Annotated in this window: 6 protein-coding genes and 1 pseudogene; 3 read left to right on the top strand and 4 right to left on the bottom strand. The window is 74.0% G+C overall.

Annotated features, from left to right (window positions below; genetic code table 11):
• Positions 1–134: 134 nt before the first annotated feature.
• On the bottom strand, positions 135–1961 hold the full coding sequence (gene htpG, locus ACFVHB_RS31135) for a molecular chaperone HtpG (RefSeq protein ID WP_380328892.1): 1827 nt from the start codon (positions 1959–1961) through the stop codon (positions 135–137).
• Positions 1962–2140: 179 nt separating this feature from the next.
• Complete coding sequence (locus ACFVHB_RS31130; RefSeq protein WP_380328890.1) at positions 2141–2359, bottom strand: DUF5988 family protein; 219 nt, start codon at positions 2357–2359, stop codon at positions 2141–2143.
• Between the two features lie 342 nt (positions 2360–2701).
• Here ACFVHB_RS31130 and ACFVHB_RS31125 point away from each other — a divergent pair, with 342 nt between their 5' ends.
• From ACFVHB_RS31125 to ACFVHB_RS31115, 3 genes are all read left to right on the top strand, one after another.
• Positions 2702–3148, top strand: coding sequence for a hypothetical protein (locus ACFVHB_RS31125; protein WP_380328888.1), 447 nt, complete (start codon positions 2702–2704; stop codon positions 3146–3148).
• A 202-nt stretch (positions 3149–3350) separates the two neighbouring features.
• Positions 3351–4676 carry a sensor histidine kinase gene (locus ACFVHB_RS31120; RefSeq protein ID WP_380328886.1) on the top strand — a complete coding sequence of 442 codons (1326 nt, stop codon included), beginning with the start codon at positions 3351–3353 and terminating at the stop codon, positions 4674–4676.
• Positions 4661–5323: a LuxR C-terminal-related transcriptional regulator gene (locus tag ACFVHB_RS31115; RefSeq protein WP_380328884.1), complete on the top strand. Its 663-nt coding sequence runs from the start codon at positions 4661–4663 to the stop codon at positions 5321–5323. Before ACFVHB_RS31120 ends, ACFVHB_RS31115 begins: the two co-directional genes overlap by 16 nt.
• A gap of 83 nt (positions 5324–5406) precedes the next feature.
• Here ACFVHB_RS31115 and ACFVHB_RS31110 read toward each other — a convergent pair whose 3' ends face one another.
• Both ACFVHB_RS31110 and ACFVHB_RS31105 read right to left on the bottom strand, forming a co-directional pair.
• On the bottom strand, positions 5407–8706 hold the full coding sequence (locus ACFVHB_RS31110; protein ID WP_380328882.1) for an amino acid adenylation domain-containing protein: 3300 nt from the start codon (positions 8704–8706) through the stop codon (positions 5407–5409).
• A 66-nt stretch (positions 8707–8772) separates the two neighbouring features.
• A pseudogene (locus ACFVHB_RS31105) lies at positions 8773–19623 on the bottom strand (SDR family NAD(P)-dependent oxidoreductase); the annotation flags it as partial.
• Positions 19624–19672: the final 49 nt, after the last annotated feature.

The following is a 19672-nucleotide window of genomic DNA, read 5'->3' as shown; positions in this document are numbered from 1 at the left end:
GCGGCCGCCCCCGGTCGGTGCTGTCGGGGGGGGGGGGGGGGGTCTGGTGGTGGTCCCCTTTTGGGTGGGGGGCCGGCGGGTGGGTGTGGGGGGGCCCCGCTCCGGTGGTGTGCGTCAGCCGGTCACGCAGCCGGTCACACCGTCCGGACCAGGCGGTCGGCAAGCAGCCGGGCGAAGCGCGCCGGGTCGGCCAGGTCGCCGCCCTCCGCGAGCAGCGCGGTGCCGTACAGCAGCTCGGCCGTCTCCGCCAGCTCCGGATCGCCGGCGCGCTCCTCGTGCGCGGTCCTCAGCCCGCCGACCAGCGGGTGCTCGGGGTTGAGTTCGAGGATGCGCCTGGCCGGCGGGACGTCCTGGCCCATCGCCCTGTACATCTTCTCCAGGGTCGGCGTGAGGCCGTCGACCTCGCTGACCAGGCAGGCCGGTGAGCTGGTCAGCCGGGTGGTCAGCCGGACGTCCTTCACGTCGGCGAGCACCTCCTTCAGCCAGGTCAGCAGCGGCTCGTACGAGCCGGAGCGCTCCTCGGACACCTCCTCGGCGGGCAGGTCGACCGCGCCGCGCGCGACCGACCGGAACTCCTTGCCCTCGTACGCCGGCACCGTCTCGACCCAGATCTCGTCCACCGGGTCGGTGAGCAGCAGGACCTCGTACCCCTTCGCCCGGAACGCCTCCATGTGCGGGGAGTTCTCGACCTGGGCGCGGCTCTCGCCGGTCATGAAGTAGATCTTGTCCTGGCCGTCCTTCATCCGGGCCACGTAGTCGGCCAGGGTGGTCGGCTCCTCGGAGGCGGTGGAGGCGAACGACGCGATGTCGAGGATCGCCTTCGGGTCCTCGGCCCCGCCGAGCAGGCCCTCCTTGACGGCCCGGCCGAACTCGCGCCAGAACGTGCGGTACTTCTCCGCGTCGTTGGTCATGAGGTCCTTGACGGTCGACAGGACCTTCTTCGCGAGGCGGCGGCGGATCAGCTGGATGTGCCGGTCCTGCTGGAGGATCTCGCGGGAGATGTTCAGCGACAGGTCGGCGGCGTCCACGACGCCCTTGACGAAGCGCAGGTGGTCGGGCAGCAGCTCACGGCTGTCGTCCATGATGAACACGCGCTTGACGTACAGCTGGACGCCGTGGCGGCCGTCGCGCTGGAAGAGGTCGTGCGGGGCGCGCGAGGGGATGAAGAGCAGGGCCTCGTACTCGAAGGTGCCCTCCGCCCGCATGCTGATGGTCTCCAGCGGGTCGGTCCAGTCGTGGGTGACGTGCCGGTAGAACTCCCGGTACTCCTCGTCCTTGACCTCGGACCGCGGCCGGGCCCACAGGGCCTTCATCGAGTTGAGCGTCTCCTCCCCCATCCGGATGGGGAAGGAGATGAAGTCCGAGTAGCGCTTGACGATCTCCCGGATCTTCCATTCGTCGGTGTAGTCGTAGAGGGCGTCCTCCTCGTCCTTGGGACGCAGGTGGACGGTCACCGACGTGCCCTCCGGCGCGTCGTCGACGGTCTCGATCGTGTAGGTGCCCTCGCCGTCCGACTCCCAGCGGGTGCCCGTCTCCTCGCCGGCCTTGCGGGTGAGGAGGGTGACGTGGTCGGCGACCATGAAGGTCGAGTAGAAGCCGACGCCGAACTGGCCGATCAGCTCGGCCGACTCCTTGTTCTCCCGCAGCCGGCGCAGGGTCTCGGCGGTGCCGGAGCGGGCGATGGTGCCGATGAGGCCGACGACGTCCTCGCGGGACATGCCGATGCCGTTGTCCCGCACGGTCAGCGTGCGGGCGTCCTTGTCGGCCTCGATGCCGATGTGCAGGTCGTCGGCCCGCAGGCGCTCGTCCGTGAGGCCGGCGAGGCGCCGCTTGTCCAGGGCGTCCGACGCGTTGGAGATCAGCTCGCGCAGGAAGACGTCCTTGTTCGAGTAGATCGAGTGGACCATCAACTGCAGGAGCTGCCGCGCTTCGGCCTGGAACTCCAGCGTCTCGGTGCTCATGGGATCCTTTCAGGTCGAGTCGGGTGACGGCGCGAGCACGGCGGGCACGCGCTCCATCGCAATGTGGCACATCGGCCGCGGTACGGACAACCGCCGGTGACACGCCCGAAGCCGTGCACCGTCCGGGGCCCGGACGGTGCACGGCTTCGGCGTGCGGGTCGCTCAGTGTCCTCGACGCGTCACTCGGCCACGTACGTGCTGTGGGTCCAGACGAAGACCCGCAGCTCGCGGTCGTCGACGAGAGTGGTCTCGGAACTGGCCTCGAAGTGTTCGTAGCGGTTGCCGAGCGGGACCTTCACCTTGGCCACATCGACGTCCGCCACGTGGCGCAGCCGCTCCGCACCGGTGAGCGCCGCGGCGCCGGTGAGGAACACGTTGGGTGCACCGTTGTCGTTCATGATCACCCTCACTTCTCTGGGGTCGGGGTTCCTGTTCTTCTCCGGTCTCTGTTCCTCGACGAGGCGCGCGCGGCGATTCCCCTCTCCCCGGGGTCGGTCGGCCCTGGCCGAAAAAGGGAAGGGCCGGGTGCTACGGGGGAGCGCACCCGGCCCTGGTCTTGCGCAGGATCGTAACAACGCCAACGGCCTTGCCGCGTGCGGCAGTTGAACACGTTGAACACCGGATTCCGGGCGCCGGCCGAGGAGTGGGTCCAGCCCCACCCACCCGTACGGACAGACCCATGTCGAGCCGGCCCGGCGATCCGTACTGTCGGTAGCACAACGACACGAAGGAGAAGGACCATGGCGAACACCGGCGACATCACCACCGCGACCGCGCAGCTCGGCGACTCCCGCACCCAGGACGCATTCGACACGGTGAAGAAGTGCATCACGCTCTTCGGGGCCGTCGGCGCCATCGTCCTCGGCACGGTCGCGGTCATGGCGTTCACCGGCCACGAGGCGAGCCCGTTCATGTGGATCCGGGGGGCCATCCTGTTCCTGGTCGCCTTCCTGCTCCACCGGTTCACCGTCCGCGCCGCCCAGGGCTCCTACAAGGCCTTCGACCGGCTGCGCACCCTCTCCACGATCATGCCGATCGCGATCATCGGCGTGGACCTGATCCCCGGCCTCTGCCCGGCGTGGTACGCCGTGATCCAGGGCCTGTCCGCCCTGGCCCTGATCGGCGTCGCCGTCATCACCCGCGGCTCCGCGCTGAGCGCCGCCTTCCCCGCCCCCGCCAAGAAGTGACGTGCTGAGGACCTGCTCCGCCCCTCAGATGGCCGGACCGCCCGCGGTATCCGGCCATCCGGCGTACCGGGCCGGTCCCGACCCCGGGCCCAGCCCCCGGCCCGTTCCCGAACCGGGTCCCGGACCCGGCGCCGTTCCCGAACCGGGTCCCGGACCCGGCCCCCGCTGACACAATGATCACCGCTGCGAAAGGAACTGGCCGATGAGGAGACGTCCAGGGGGCGATCCCCTGCGGTGGGGCACCGAGATCGGGCTCGGGCTCTACCGGTCCGTGGTGCTGACCGGGCTCACCTGTGTGATGGCCGTGGTCGCCGTGCCCGTCGGGGTGGGGGGCTCCGCGCTGGCCTACTCCTGGTCCGACGGACTGTCCGCCCCCCTGGCCGTCCGCGCGCTGGCCACCCTCGGGGAGACCCTGGTGGTGGTGCTCTGGGTCGCCGTCTCGCTGTGGGTCGTGCACCCGCTGACCAGCCGGGCGCTCGCCAAGGCCGCGCGCCGGTGCGCGGCGAACTGGCTCGGCCTGGACATCCGGGTGACCTACCGCCCGGTCCCGCCGGTCACCCGGATGGCCACGGGCTTCTGGTGGGACGGCCACGAGTACCACAAGTCCGAGCGGGAGGCCCGCCGGCGCGCCAAGGTGCACGCCCGGTTCCACGACCCGCAGCTGCACTGGGACGGCATGTGGGCCCTGGTCGCCTCGGTCACCGTGCTGCCGGTCGCGGCCCTGCCGCTGCTCGCGCTCGGCTACGGCGGCTACATGGCCCTGACGCCCGGTCTCACCGGCTACGGCATCGCCGTGATCGTGGCCGGCCTGGCCGGCGCCCCCTTCGCGTGGCGGATCCTCCGCCCCCTGGCGCGCCGGTTCCTCGGGCCGGTCCCGAGCACCCGGCTCGGGCGCCGGGTGGAGGAACTGGAGGCCATCCGCGCCGACCTGACCCAGACCCAGGCCGCCGAACTGGAACGCATCGAGCGGGGCCTGCACGACGGGGCCCAGGCCCGGCTGGTGGCGATGGGCATGTCGATGGGCGCCGCCGAGCAGCTCGTCGACACCAACCCCGAGGCCGCGAAGGCGATCCTCGCCGAGGCCCGCGCCACGTCGGCCACCGCGCTCGCCGAGCTGCGCTCGCTCGTCCGCGGCATCAACCCGCCCGTCCTCGCCGAGCGCGGCCTGGTCGACGCCCTGCGGGCCCTCGCCCTCGACTCCTCCGTGGAGGTCGACGTCTTCAGCCACGTGCCCGCGCGGCCCGAACGCCCCGTCGAGTCGGCCGTCTACTTCTCCGTCGCGGAACTGCTGGCCAACGTGGCCAAGCACTCCCGCGCCGAACGGGTCAAGGTCGAACTCAGCTACGCGGCGCGGATGCTCACTGCTACCGTGAGCGACGACGGAATCGGCGGAGCCGCCGCATCCACAGGGTCCGGGCTGAGCGGCATCGAGCGCCGCATGGCGGCCTTCGGCGGACGCCTGGAGATCGACAGCCCGGCCGGAGGACCCACTCGTATCACCGTGGCGGTGCCGTGCGAATTGTCGTAGCCGAAGACCTCTTCCTGCTCCGCGACGGGCTGGTGCGCCTCGTCGAGGCGTACGGCCACACCGTCGTCGCGGCCGTCGACTCGGGGCCCGCCGCGCTGGAGGCACTGGTCGGCCTCCGGCCGGACGCGGCGATCGTGGACGTCCGGCTGCCGCCGACGTTCTCCGACGAAGGACTCCAGGCGGCGCTCTCCGCGCGCCGGGAGATCCCCGGGCTGCCGGTGCTGATCCTCTCCCAGCACGTGGAACAGCTGTACGCGCGCGAGCTCCTCGCGGACGGGCACGGTGGCATCGGCTACCAGCTGAAGGACCGTGTCCTGGACGCCGGCCAGTTCATGGACGCCGTCCACCGCGTCGCCGACGGCGGCACCGCGCTCGACCCCACGGTCGTCGCCAAGCTGCTGGGCCGGCCCATGCGGGCCAACCCCCTCGCCACCCTCACCGAACGGGAGCGCTCCGTCCTCGCGCTGATGGCCGAGGGGCTCTCCAACACCGCGATCGCGAACCAGCTCTTCCTCAGCGAGGGCTCGATCAGCAAGTACACGACCACGATCTTCGCCAAGCTCGGGCTCGCCAACGACGACGACACCAACCGCAGGGTCCGGGCCGTCCTCGCCTACCTCGGCGCCGACGGGCAGGGCGAGCAGTAACGGCGGTCGGGCCGGGGCGCGGCCCTGCGGGACACCCCGCAGGGCCGCTTCGCGCGCCCGCCCCGCACCCGCCCCGGCCTCCGTCAGCCGACCGCTGCCGCCGCCTCGCGCCGCGCCGCGTCCCGGACGGCGGCGGCCAGCTCCCGCGGGGTGCGCCGCTCGAACACCTCGGCGAGGCTGATCGACACGCCGCTGAGGTTCTGGAACTCCTGCATCGCCAGGGCGGCGAGCATGGAGTTCCCGCCGGACGCGAAGAAGTCCGTGTCGGCGTCGAGCCCTTCGTCCTGCAGGATGCTCCGCCACAGCCCCGTCAGCTCCGCCGTCAGCTCGTCCAGGTCCGGGCCGTCCGCGCGGTCCGGGCCGTCCGGGCCGTCCGGGCCGTCCGGGCGGCGGTCCCGTCCCGGGTGCTCCGGGCCCGGCCGGGCCGCGGCCGCGCGCCGGGCCTCCACCATCCGCTGCAGCGCGGGGTAGTCGACCTTCCCGCTGCCGTTGAGCGGCATCGAGTCGACCGTCACGAGGTCCCCGGGCAGCATCGACCGCGACAGCCGCGCGCGGGCGTGCGCCCAGACGCTCGCGGTGTCGATCGGGCCGGCGGCCGGCTCCAGGCAGCCGATCAGCACGGCGTCCGCGCTCGGGTCGCCGACCATGATCACCGCGGCGCCGCCGACCTCGGGGTGGGCCAGCAGCGTCGCCTCGATCTCGCCGAGTTCGATCCGGTTGCCGCGGAGCTTGACCTGGCGGTCGCTCCGGCCGAACAGGTCGATCAGACCGTCCGCACGCCAGCACGCCACATCGCCCGTCCGGTAGAACCGCCCGTACGCGGGGTGCTCGCCGAAGCGCTGCGCGTTGAGGTCCGGCCGGCCGTGGTAGCCGATCGCCACGCCGACGCCCGAGATGCAGAGCTCCCCGCGGACACCCACCGGCAGGTCGCGGCCGTGCCGGTCGACGACGTGGACCTTGGTGTTGCGGATCGGCCTGCCGACGTCGAAGCGGCCCTCCGGCTCGTCCACCAGGACGCGTGACGTCGACCAGATGGTCGTCTCGGTCGGCCCGTAGGCGTGGTGCAGCACGCAGCCGGCCGCCACCAGCCGCCGGGCCAGCGACAACGGCACCGGCTCACCGCCCACGATGACGCCGCGACCGCGCAGGCAGTCCGCCACCCGGTCGATGACGAGCCGCCAGGTCGTGGGCGTCGCCTGGACGAACCGCGCCCCATGCCGCTCGATCAGCTCCCGCAGCACCCGGCCGTCGCTCCTGGCCGCGTCGGGGGCGGCCACCAGGCGGCCGCCGGAGACCAGCGGCACGAACAGTTCGAGGCCGGAGATGTCGAACGCGAACGTCGTGGTCCACAGCGTGGTGTCGCCGGCCGAGGCACCGAACTGCTCGGCGAAGTGCGCGACGACGTTGGCCAGGGCCGCGTGGTCGATCAGCGTCCCCTTGGGCCGGCCGGTCGAGCCCGAGGTGTACATCAGGTACGCGCAGGCCTTCGGGTCCACGGCGCCGGGCCCGGCGTCGGTCGCCGCCGGTTCCGTACCCCCTTCCGGCCCCGCTTCCGCGCCCGGTTCCGTCCCCGGCCCGGTCCCCGCCCCGGGCTCCGGCGCGTCCTCGACGGCCGGCGCGGTCAGCACGACCAGGCCGTCCTCGGCGGCCTGCGCCAGGCCGCCGGCCGCGTCCGCGGTCGTGACGAGGACCCGCGCGGCCGAGTCGGACAGCTGGTAGCGGATCCGCTCCTCGGGGTGGGCCGTGTCGACGGGCAGGTACGCCGCGCCCGCCAGCCACGTCCCGAGGACCGCCGCGACCAGCTCCGGCCCGCGCGGAAGGGCCACCGCCACCACGTCCCCGGTCCGGACGCCGGCCTCCCGGAGACGGGCGCTCACGACGTGCGCCGCGCTCCACAACCGCCGGTACCCGACCGAACGGTCGCCCTCGACGACGGCCACGGCCCCGGGCGAGCGCAGCACCTGCGCGTGGACGGCTTCGAGCACCGACGCGGGCTCGACCGGCCGGGTGGTGTCGTTCGCCGCCCCGACGATCTGGTGGTCCCGCTCGCACCACCAGTCGACCTCGGCCACCGCCCGGTCCGGGTCGTCCGTGAACGAGGACAGCACCGCCGCGAAGCGCTCCAACAACAGCTCGGCGTGGGCCGGTTCGAAGAGCTCGGTCCGGTAGACGGCCCGCAGCGCGATCGCGTCCTCCGTCGAGGTGGCGCGGAGGTCGAGGTCGAACTTGCCGAAGCCGCTCGTCGCGGCGAACGGCCTGGCCGCCAGGCCGTCGAGGGTGAACGCGGCGGGACCGCTCCCGCTCCGGTGCTCGAACACGTGCCGGAAGGGCAGCGAGCGCCGTCCGGACGGCGCCGCCGGCAGCAGGTCCGCCTGCGCGTCCACGGCCACGTCGGCGTGCGCCACGCCCGCACGCAGCCGCTCGCCGCTGCGGCGCACCAGGTCGCGGACGCTCTCCTCCCGGTCCAGCCGCAGCCGCAGCGGCACATGGGTGACGTGGTACCCGATCGCGCGGGCGGCGTGCTCCGGCCGGACGTCGACCGGGAAGCCCACCAGCAGGTCGGGCCCCGCGCCGCACGCCTCCAGCAGCACGTAGTAGGCGGCCAGCAGGACCGCCGACTCCGGGACGCCGAGCTCCGCGGCAAGGCCGCGCACCCCGGCCACCGTACGGGCCGGCAGGGTGCGCACGAGCTCCGCCGCCGCCAGCGTCGGCCGGTCCGGCTCGGGCTCGGTGCAGGACAGCTCCATGGTGTCGGTGGTCGCGCCGGCCAGCTCCTCGCGCCAGAAGGCGAGGCTCTCCCGGCTGGGGACCGGCCCGGCCCAGGCGGTCGTGTCCCTGGCGGTCGTGTCCGCGCCGGCCGTGCAAGCGCCGGTCGTGTCCGCGCCGGCCGTGTTCTCGTACGCGGCCGCCAGGTCCGTCAGGAACAGCGGGACGGACGCCTCGTCGAAGACCAGCTGGTGGGCCGTCACGCAGAGGACGTCCGTGGCCGGGGCGCGGAAGAGCACCGCTCGCAGCATCGGCCCGCCGTCCAGGGCGAACGGCGCGGCGGTCACCGACGCGAGGTCGGCCTCGGTCGGTTCGCCCGCCAGCACGACCTGCACCAGGTCCAGCCGGAACTCGTCCGGGCCGACCACCCGCCTGGCCAGCCGGGTGCCGTCGCTGCGGTAGACGGTGCGCAGCGCCTCGTGGCGGCGCAGCACCACGGCCAGCGCCGCGTTGAGCCGCAGCGGGTCCACCCGCCCCGCGACGGCGAACGCCGCGGACAGGTTGTTCACGGGAGTGCCCGGCACCAGCGACTCGAACAGCCACAGCGCTTCTTCCCGGGGGGAGACTCCCGCGTCGTCACCCGGATCCGCAGGCTTGCGCCTCTCCGCGGAAATCATCACGTCACTCCTCTGCCGTTCCAGGTCGGTTGGGGTCCGCCGGTCTTCCCGCCGGTGCCCGATCGCTCAGATCCCCAGCTCTTTGTCGATCAGGTCGAAGATCTCGTCGTCCGTCGCCCCGATGATGTCCTCGTCGGAGGGGCCGTCCTCGTCGGAGGAGGCGCCGTCCGGGTCCGCGCCGCGGAACTCCTCCAGGAGGTGTTCGAGACGGCTCGTGATCTTCGCCTTCTGGCCGCCCCGCCGGGCGATCGCGGTCAGCAGGGACTTGAGCCGGTCGAGTTCGTTCAGCACCGGCTCGTAGTCGATCTCCTGCTCGGCGATCCGGTCCCGGAGGTACCGGGCGAGCTCCACGGGCGTGGGGTAGTCGAAGACCACCGCGGCGGGGAGTCGCAGCCCGAGGGCGCCGGTGATCCGGTTGCGGAACTCCAGCGCCGTCAGCGAGTCGAACCCGAGCTGGCGGAAGTACCGCGCGGCCTCGATGGACTCGGAGCCGGGCCGGTTGAGCACCAGGGCCGCCTGGGTCAGGACCAGGTTCAGGACGGCCTCCTCCAGCTGCTCGGGCGGGAGCGCGACCAGCTGGTTCAGCAGGTTCTTCCCGGCCTCCGGGGCGGAGCGTCCCACCGTGCGCCGGCCGGGGCGGACGAGCCCGGTCATCAGGGCGGGGACGACGCTCCCGGGGCGGCGCAGCGCGGGCAGGTCCAGGCGCGCCGTCACCAGCAGGGGGTCGGTGGCCCGGGCCGCCGCGTCGAGCAGGGCGAGCCCCTCGGACGCGGACAGCGGCTTCAGGCCCTGGCGGGCCATCCGCCGGCGGTCGGCCTCGGTGAGTTCGCCGGCCATGCCCTGCTCCCAGGGTCCCCACGCCAGCGACACGGCCGGCAGACCGAGGTGGCGCCGGTGGGCGGCCAGGGCGTCCAGGAAGGTGTTGCCCGCCGCGTAGTTGGCCTGGCCCGGGGTGCCCCAGACGCCGGCCACCGACGAGAAGAGGGTGAAGGTGTCCAGGCCCAGGTCGCGGGTCAGCTCGTGCAGGTGCCAGGCGGCGTCGGTCTTCGGCCGCATGACCTGCTCGACCCGGTCTGCGGTGAGCGAGCCGAGGACACCGTCGTCCAGGACGCCCGCCGTGTGGACGACCCCGGTGAGCGGCACGCCGTCCAGGACGCCCGCCAGTTGCGCACGGTCGGCGGCGTCACACGCCACGACCCGCACGCCCGCCCCGGCGCCCGCCAACTCGGCGGCCAGCGCGGGCATGCCGGCGGCGGCCACACCGCGGCGGGAGGCGAGCAGGAGCCGTTCGGCCTGTCCGGTCACCGCCAGGTGCCGGGCGACCAGGCCGCCGAGCGCACCGGAGGCGCCGGTCACCAGGACGGTGGCGGGACGGCGGGCGGCGGGCGGCGCGTCGGGGTCGTTCAGGCCGGGGTCGTTCAGGCCGGGGTCGGTTGCAGCGGGATCGGTTGCGTCGCGGTCGGTTACGTCGCGGTCGTTCGGGCCGCGGTCGTTCGCGTCGGCCGCACGCGCCAGTCGCGGCACCCGCACCTCCCCGTCGCGCACCGCGAACTCGCGCTCCCCCAGCGCCGCTCCGGCCACGACCAGAGCCCCGGAGTCCGCGAGCACCGCGACGTCCGCCAGCACGATCCGCTCCGGATGCTCGCCGGCGGCCGCACGCACCAGTCCGACCACGCCCGCGCTCTCCAGGCGCACGCCCGCGCCGGAACCCGCGTCCACACCGCGCTCGGTCACCACCACCAGCTTCGAACCGTCGAGGGCGCCGGCCGACAGGCAGTCCCGGATCGCCTCCAGCACGCGCAGCACGGCGGCCCGCGCCGCCGCCGGCACGTCCGCGGGGACGGGGGTGGGGGCGGGGGTGCAGCAGACGAGCACGGCCTCCGGCACCGGTGCGCCCGCCTCCAGCGCGGCGACCAGGTCCGGCACGTCCGCGTACGCCGCGGCACCGGGCACGGCCAGGCCACCGTCGTCGCCGAGCACCGCCCACGGACGGCCCGGCTCCCCGGGCGCCTCCGTCGCGGCGGCGACCGGCACCCAGTCCACCCGGAAGAGCCCGTCACGGGCCACCCCCGCGGCCTGGTCCAGGGTGCCGACGGCCAGCGGCCCGAGCACCACCGATCCGGCCGAGGCGACCGGCTGTCCGGCCTGGTCGGCCAGGGTCACCGACACGCCCTCGCCGGAGGCCGCCGGCGCCACCCGTACGCGCGCCACCATCGCGCCCGAGGCGTGAACGACCACGTCGCTCCACGCGAAGGGCAGGAAGAGGCCCTGCCCGGCCGTCCGCTCCAGCTGTTCCAGGCCGACGAGCTGCACCGCGGCGTCCAACAGGACGGGGTGCACCCCGAACCCGGACACCTCGGTCCCCTCGGCCAGCGCCACCTCCGCGAACACCTCGTCGCCACGCCGCCACGCCGTCCGGACCGCCCGGAACGCCGGCCCGTACCCGTGCCCGGCGGCCGCCAGCCGCTCGTACAGCGCGTCCACGTCGACCGCCTCGGCGCCGGTGGGCGGCCACTGCACGCTCCACGCCGCCGTGTCCGCGAGGGCGTCGCCGCCCGCAGTCTCCTCGGCGTCCGGGACCAGGGTGCCGGACGCATGCCGCACCCACTCCCCCTCGGCCGCCCGCGCGAACACCGTGACCTCCCGCAGCCCGGCGGGATCGGCCTCCCCGACGGTCACCTGGATGCGCACGCCGCCGCGCTCCGGAAGCACCAACGGCATCTCGACGGTCAGTTCCCCGACCCGGCCGCAGCCGGCCTCGTCGCCAGCCCGCACCGCGATGTCGACCAGCGCCGCCGTGGGCACCACCACGCGACCGGTCACGAGGGACTGGGCCAGCCACGGCTGTGCGGACAGCGCCAGGTGCCCGGTCAGGACGACGCCGCCGGTCGCCGGCAGTTCGACGGCCGCCCCCAGGAGAGGGTGGGCGGGGGTGCCGAGGCCGAGGTCCTCGGCGCGGCTGGCGCCGACCGCGGTCAGCCAGTAGCGCTGCCGCTGGAAGGCGTAGGTGGGCAGGTCGACGCGCTGGGCGCCGGTGTTCGCGTAGAGCTTGTCCCAGCCGACCGGCACGCCGCGGACGAACGCCTTGGCGAGGGCGGTGAGCAGGGCGCGCGGTTCGTCGCGGCCCCGGCGGAGCAGGGGGAGCCACGCTTCGGGCTCGCCCTCGGCGTCGGCGCGGGTCTGCGGGCCCATGCCGGACAGGATGCCGTCGGGGCCGATCTCGATGAACGTCCGCACACCGGCGTTGCGCAGGGCGTTCGCGGCGTCGCAGAAGCGGACGGCTTCGCGGACGTGCTTGACCCAGTAGGCCGGGTCGGTGACGTCGTCCGTGACCGGCTCGCCGGTCAGGGCGGAGACCATGGCCAGCCTGGGGGTGCGGTAGCTGACGGAGGCGACGACGCGGGCGAACTCCGCCAGCATCGGTTCCATCAGCGGCGAGTGGAAGGCATGGGAGACCTGGAGGCGCTTCGTGCGCGCCCCGGCCTGGGCCAACTCCTCGGCAGCGGCGAGCACTTCGTCCTCGACACCGGACATCACCACGGCGTTCAGGCCGTTCACGGCCGCGATGCCGACGCCGGTGCGGCCCGCGATCGCTTCGAGGACCCGCTCCTCCGTCGCCTCGACGGCCACCATGGCGCCACCGGTGGGGAGTTGCTGCATCAGCCGGCCGCGAGCGGCCACCACCGCGCAGGCGTCGTCCAGCGACCAGACCCCGGCCACGTGCGCGGCCGCCAGCTCACCGATCGAATGGCCGGCCACCACCTGCGGCGACACACCCCACGACTCCAGAAGCCGGAAGAGCGCCACCTCGATCGCGAACAGCGCGGGCTGCGCCCACCCCGTGTCATCGATCCGACCCCCACCCTCACCACGGATCACCGCCGCGAGGGAACCGTCCAAATGCTCCGCCAGAGCCGCACACACCGCGTCGAAGGCCTCGGCGAACACCGGGAACGCCGCATACAGCCCCTGCCCCATCCCGATCCGCTGCGCACCCTGCCCGGTGAACACGAAACCGACCTTGCCGACACCACCCACGGCGCCGGACACCACCTCGGGCACCTCACGCCCCTCGGCCAAGGCCCTGAGCCCGGAGACCAGTTCGTCGCCGTTGGAGCCGAGTACCACCGCTCGGTGCTCCAGCGCCGCCCGCGACGTCGCCAGCGACCAGCCCACGCTCGCCAGGTCGACGTCCTGCTGCTGAACGAAGGCCGTCAGCTGCTCGGCCTGCCCGGCGAGACCTTCCGCAGTGCGTCCCGACACCACCCACGGCACCACCGGGGGCACGACACCGCCGGCGGGCGAGTCAACAGCGCCCTGGTCGGGCGCCTGCTCGATGATGACGTGCGCGTTGGTGCCGGAGAAGCCGAAGGACGACACCCCCGCACGCCGCGGACGCCCGGCATCGGGCCAGGGCTGCGCCTCGGTCACCAGCCGGACCGCGCCCGCGTCCCAGTCCACGTGCGAGGACGGCGCGTCCACGTGCAGCGTCGCGGGCACGATCCCGTGCCGCATCGCGGTCACCATCTTCACGACCCCGGCCACACCGGCGGCGGCCTGGGCGTGGCCGATGTTGGACTTCACCGAGCCGAGCAGCAGCGGCCGGTCCTCCGGACGCCCCTGCCCGTAGGTCGCCAGCAGCGCCTGCGCCTCGATCGGGTCACCCAGCCGGGTCCCCGTCCCATGGCCCTCGACCACGTCCACGTCGCTCGCGGACAGACCCGCGCTGGCCAGCGCCGCCCGGATCACCCGCTGCTGCGACGGACCGTTCGGCGCCGTCAGACCGTTCGACGCACCGTCCTGGTTGACCGCCGAACCGCGCACCACCGCGAGCGCCTTGTGGCCGTTGCGCAGCGCGTCGGAGAGGCGTTCCAGCACCAGGACGCCGACGCCCTCGCCCCAGCCGGTGCCGTCCGCGGCCTCCGCGTACGCCTTGCAGCGACCGTCCGGGGCCAGGCCGCGCTGCCGCGAGAAGTCGATGAACGTCCCGGGCGTCGACATGACGGTGACACCGCCGGCCAGCGCGAGCGAGCTCTCACCCGAGCGCAGCGACTGGCACGCCAGGTGCAGCGCGACCAGCGACGACGAACACGCCGTGTCCACCGTCACCGCCGGCCCCTCCAGACCCAGCGCGTACGCCACCCGCCCCGAGGCGACCGACCCCGTCCCACCCGTGCCGAGATACCCCTCGACCTCCTCCGGCACGAAGTGCGACGGCAGGTAGTCGTGGTAGAAGAGCCCCGCGAACACACCGGTCGCGCTGCCCCGCAACCCCGTCGGATCGATTCCCGCGTCCTCCAACGCCTCCCACGAGGTCTCCAGCAGCAGCCGCTGCTGCGGATCCATCGCCACGGCCTCCCGCGGACTGATCCCGAAGAACTCCGCGTCGAAGTCCGCGGCGTCGTAGAGGAATCCGCCCTCGCGCGAGACGCTCTTGCCGGCGGCCTCCGGGTCCGGGTCGTAGACGTCCGTCGCCCAGCCGCGGTCGGCGGGGAACTCTCCGATGGCGTCCGCACCCGACGCGAGCAGCTCCCAGAACTCGGTGGGCGACGACACGCCCCCCGGGAACCGGCACGCCATCCCGACGATCACCAGGGGGTCGTCATCCACCGGTGCGCGGCCGCGCGTCTGGAGCGCGGAACCCGCCGAGGCGGGACCGCCCTCACCGACCAGCTCGGCCAGGACGAACCCGGCCAGCGCCGCCGGCGTCGGGTAGTCGAAGACCGCCGTGGCCGGCAGGCGCAGTCCCGTGGCGTTGCCGAGGCGGTTGCGCAGTTCGACGGCGGTGAGCGAGTCGAAACCGACGTCGCGGAAGGACCGGTCCGCGTCGAGGCTGCCCGGTCCGGACATGCCCAGCACCAGGGCGGCCTGCGACAGGACCAACTCCCGCACGGACTCCCGCTGTTCGTCCGGGCTCAGGGCGGCCAGCCGGGCGGCCAGCGCGTTCTGGTCGCCGGCGGTGGGCTGACCGACCGTGCGACGGGTGTGCGAGCCGGCCCGCGTCGCCCGGGCCAGGCCCGACAGCAGCGGCGGGACGTCGCCGGAGCGCCGCAGCGCGGGCAGGTCCAGCTCGGCCGCCACGAGCAGCGCCTCGGGCCGGCCGGCGGCCGCGTCCAGGACGGCGAGCCCGCGCGCGTCCGACAACGGACGCACGCCCTGGCGGGCCATCCGCCGACGGTCGGCGTCCGTGAGTTCGCCGGCCATGCCGTGCTCCCACGGCCCCCACGCCAGCGACACGGCGGGCAGTCCGAGGTAGCGCCGGTGGACGGCCAGCGCGTCCAGGAAGGTGTTGCCCGCCGCGTAGTTGGCCTGGCCCGCGTTGCCGACCACACCGGCGATCGACGAGAAGAGCACGAAGGTGTCGAGATCGTGACTGCGCGTCAGCTCGTGCAGGTGCCATGCCGCGTCGACCTTCGGACGCATGACCGCCGCCAGCCGCTCCGGGGTCAGCGCGGCGACGACCCCGTCGTCGAGGACTCCCGCCACGTGGACGACGCCCCTCAGCGGCACGCCGTCCAGGACCCCGGCCAGCTCGTCACGGTCGGCCACGTCGCAGGCGGCCACGTTGACGTCGGCGCCCAACTCCTTCAGCTCGGCGACGAGTTCCGGCATCCCGACGGTGTCGATGCCACGACGCGAGACCAGCAGCAGCCGTTCGGCCCGTCCGGTCGCCGCGAGATGCCGGGCGACCAGGCCGCCGAGCGCGCCCGAAGCGCCGGTCACCAGCACCGTGCCCGCACGGCCTTCCACGGTGCCGGTCGGGGTGGGTGCGGACGGCACCCGCACGAGTCGCGGCACGCGCAGCTGGCCCGCCCGCACCGCGAACTGCGGCTCGCCGAGCCGGACCCCGGCCCGCAGCCACTCCACGACGTCGGCGGACAGGTCCGGCAGGTCCGCCAGCAGCACCCGGCCGGGATTCTCCGCCTGGACCGCTCGGACGAGACCCCAGACCGGAGCGGCCGCGATCTCCACCAGCGCCTCCGGGCCCGCGTCCACCGCGCGCTCGGTCATGACCACCAGCCGCGACGCCGACAGCGCGTCCGCGGCCAGCCACTCCTGCACCAGCTCCAGCGCGCCGACGGCGGCGCCACGCGCCGCACCCGGGACATCGTCGGGAGCCGGCGTGGGCACGGCCCGCACCGCCACGACCTCGGGAACGGCCTCGCCCGCGCCGACGGCCGCCAGCAGCGCGGCCAGATCGGCATAGGACTCGGCGCCGGACAGCTCCTCCCCGAGCACGGCCCACCGGCCGTTCGGCCCGCCGGGGGCCGCCACCACGGACGGGACCCACTCCACCCCGAACATCGACCCGGCCGCGGAACCCGCGCCGCCCGCGAGGTCCTCGGCCGACGCGGGCCTCAGCACCAACGACCCCACGGACGCCACCGACTCGCCCGCGGCGTCGGCCAGCGTCACCGACACGCCCTCGCCCGAGGCCGCCGGCGCCACCCGCACCCGCGCCGCCAATGCGCCCGACGCGTGCACCGTCACGTCGCTCCACGCGAACGGCAGCGTCAAGGCGTCGTCGCCGTCGGCCCTCAGGCCCGCCACGTGCAGCGCGCTGTCCAGCAGGGCAGGGTGCAGCCCGAACCCGGACGCGCTCACGCCGTCCGGCAGCGCCACCTCGGCGAACAGCTCCTCGCCACGCCGCCAGGCCGCGCGCAGCCCCTGGAACACCGGACCGTAGGCGAGACCGCCGGCGGCCAGTGCCGGGTAGAACCCGTCCAGATCGACGGCCTCCGCGCCGGCCGGGGGCCACTCGGTCAGCGCGCTGTCGGCCGTCGCATCGGCCGGGGCCAGCGAGCCCGTCGCGTGACGGGTCCACTCCTCCGCGAGCGTCGCGTCCTCGGTCTGCGCGTAGACCGCCACCGCGCGGTGACCGGCCTCGTCGGCCTCGTCCACCGTCACCTGCACCCGGACGCCGCCCTGGGAGGGGAGCACCAGCGGCGACTCGATCAGCAGCTCGTCGACCCGGCCGCAGCCGGCCTCGTCGGCCGCGCGCACCGCCATCTCGACCAGCGCGGCTCCGGGCACCACCACCCGGCCGGCGACCACGTGGTCGGCCAGCCAGGGCTGCCGGGCCAGCGACAGCCGACCGGTCAGGACGAGACCGCCGCTGGCCGGCAGCGTCACCGCCGCACCCAGCAGCGGGTGACGCGCCGGGGACTGGCCCAGCCCCGCCGCGTCCACCGCGACGGATCCGGCCGGCAGCCAGTAACGCTGCCGCTGGAACGCGTAGGTGGGCAGGTCGATCCGCTGGGCGCCGGTGTTCGCGTAGAGCTCGCCCCACTCGACGGGCACGCCGCGAACGAAGGCCTTGGCGAGGGCGGTGAGCAGGGCGCGCGGTTCGTCGCGGCCGCGGCGGAGCAGGGGGAGCCAGACCTCGTCGGCCTCGGCGTCCGCACGGGTCTGCGGGCCCATGCCGGACAGGATGCCGTCGGGGCCGATCTCGATGAACGTCCGCACACCGGCGGCGCGCAGCGCGTTCGCCGCGTCGCAGAAGCGGACGGCCTCACGGACGTGCTTCACCCAGTACGACGGGTCGGTGACCTCGTCGCTCACCGGCTCGCCGGTCAGCGCCGACACGAGGGTGAGTTGGGGCTGCTGGTAATCGACCGCGCCGACGACGCGGGTGAACTCCGCCAGCATCGGTTCCATCAGCGGCGAGTGGAAGGCATGGGAGACCTGCAGACGCTTGGTGCGCGCCCCGGCCTGCGCCAACTCCTCGGCGGCGGCGAGCACTTCGTCCTCGACACCGGACATCACCACGGCGTTCAGGCCGTTCACCGCGGCGATGCCGACGCCGGTGCGGCCCGCGATCGCTTCAAGGACCCGCTCCTCGGTCGCCTCGACGGCCACCATGGCGCCACCGGTGGGGAGTTGCTGCATCAAACGGCCGCGAGCGGCCACCACCGCGCAGGCGTCGTCCAGCGACCAGACCCCGGCCACGTGCGCGGCGGCCAGCTCACCGATCGAGTGGCCGGCCACCGCCTGTGGCGACACACCCCACGACTCCAGGAGCCGGAACAACGCGACTTCGATCGCGAACAGCGCCGGCTGCGCCCACCCCGTATCGTCGATCCGGCCCTCACCCTCACCACGGATCACCGCGGCCAGGGAGCCGTCCAGGTGCTCGGCCAGACCGGCGCACACCGCGTCGAAGGCCTCGGCGAACACCGGGAACGCCGCATACAGCCCCTGCCCCATCCCGATCCGCTGCGCACCCTGCCCGGTGAACACGAAACCGACCTTGCCCGCGGCGCCGGTGGTTCCGGACACCACCTCGGGAACCTCACGCCCCTCGGCCAAGGCCCTGAGCCCTGAGGCCAGTTCGTCGCCGTTGGAGCCGAGCACCACCGCTCGGTGCTCCAGCGCCGCCCGCGACGTCGCCAGCGACCAGCCCGCATCGGCAACGTCCATGTCCTGGCGCTGCTCGGCGAAGCTCGCCAGCCGCTCGGCCTGTCCGGCGAGAGCGGCAGCAGACCGGCCCGACACCACCCACGGCACCACCGGCAGTACCCGGCCGTCCGTGCAAGGCGCGGCGGCCTCCTCGGCCGGTGCCTGCTCGACGATCACGTGCGCGTTGGTGCCGGAGAACCCGAACGACGACACACCGGCGCGTCGGGGCCGCTCGCCCGTCTCCGGCCAGGGCTGCGCCTCGGTCACCAGCCGGACCGCGCCGGATTCCCAGTCGATGCGCGAGGACGGCTCGTCCGCGTGCAGCGTCGCGGGCACGATCCCGTGCCGCATCGCGGTCACCATCTTGATGACGCCCGCGACGCCGGCCGCCGCCTGGGCGTGGCCGATGTTGGACTTCACCGAGCCGAGCAGCAGCGGCCGGTCGGCCGGACGCTCCTGGCCGTAGGTCGCCAGCAGTGCCTGGGCCTCGATCGGGTCGCCCAGCCGGGTCCCCGTCCCGTGGCCCTCGACCACGTCGACACCGTCGGCACCGATCCCGGCTCCGGCCAGCGCGGCACGGATCACCCGCTGCTGGGAGGGGCCGTTCGGCGCCGTCAGACCGTTCGACGCACCGTCCTGGTTGACCGCCGTGCCGGTCACCACCGCGAGCACCTTGTGTCCGCGACGGCGCGCGTCCGACAGGCGCTCCAGCACCAGGACGCCGACGCCCTCGCCCCAGCCGGTGCCGTCCGCCGACTCCGCGTACGCCTTGCAGCGACCGTCGGCCGCCAGCCCGCGCTGCCGCGAGAAGTCGATGAACGTCCCGGGCGTCGACATGACGGTGACACCGCCGGCCAGCGCGAGCGAGCTCTCACCCGACCTCAACGACTGGCACGCCAGGTGCAGCGCCACCAGCGACGACGAACACGCCGTGTCCACCGTCACCGCCGGCCCCTCCAGACCCAGCGCGTACGCCACCCGCCCCGAGACGACCGACCCCATGCCCCCGGTGCCGAGATACCCCTCGGCCTCCTCCGGCACCGGGTGGAACGGCAGGTAGTCGTGGTAGAAGAGCCCCGCGAACACACCGGTCGCGCTGCCCCGCAACCCCGTCGGATCGATTCCCGCACCCTCCAACGCCTGCCACGACGTCTCCAGCAGCAGCCGCTGCTGCGGATCCATCACGACCGCCTCGCGCGGGCTGATCCCGAAGAACTCCGCGTCGAACTCGCCCGCGTCGTAGAGGAATCCGCCCTCGCCCGAGACGCTCTTGCCGAGGGCGTCCGGATCCGGGTCGACCAGGTCCTCGGGCCAGCCGCGGTCCGTCGGGAAACGACCGATCGCGTCCTTGCCCGACGCCACCAGCTCCCAGAACTCCTCCGGCGACGACACACCGCCCGGGAACCGGCACGCCATCCCGACGATGGCCACGGGTTCCTGCTGTCGACTCTCCACCTCACGCAGGCGCTCCCGGGTCTGGGCAAGGTCGGTGGTGACCCGCTTGAGGTAGTCGCGGAGCTTCTCTTCGTTCGCCATCCGAATGGACGCCTTCCTCATTTCGCACGGT

Source organism: Kitasatospora sp. NPDC127111 (genome assembly GCF_042677465.1).
Taxonomy (GTDB): Bacteria; Actinomycetota; Actinomycetes; order Streptomycetales; family Streptomycetaceae; genus Kitasatospora.
The sequence above is the reverse complement of the archived record's forward strand: the minus strand, read 5'-3'. Positions and strand labels throughout refer to the sequence as shown.

Bases quoted from the DNA above. Each gene is read 5' to 3' on its own strand.
- ACFVHB_RS31125 (WP_380328888.1), top strand. From the start codon at position 2,702: ATGGCGAACACCGGCGACATCACCACCGCGACCGCGCAGCTCGGCGAC.
- ACFVHB_RS31130 (WP_380328890.1), bottom strand. From the start codon at position 2,359: ATGAACGACAACGGTGCACCCAACGTGTTCCTCACCGGCGCCGCGGCG.
- htpG (WP_380328892.1), bottom strand. From the start codon at position 1,961: ATGAGCACCGAGACGCTGGAGTTCCAGGCCGAAGCGCGGCAGCTCCTG.
- ACFVHB_RS31110 (WP_380328882.1), bottom strand. From the start codon at position 8,706: ATGATTTCCGCGGAGAGGCGCAAGCCTGCGGATCCGGGTGACGACGCG.
- ACFVHB_RS31120 (WP_380328886.1), top strand. From the start codon at position 3,351: ATGAGGAGACGTCCAGGGGGCGATCCCCTGCGGTGGGGCACCGAGATC.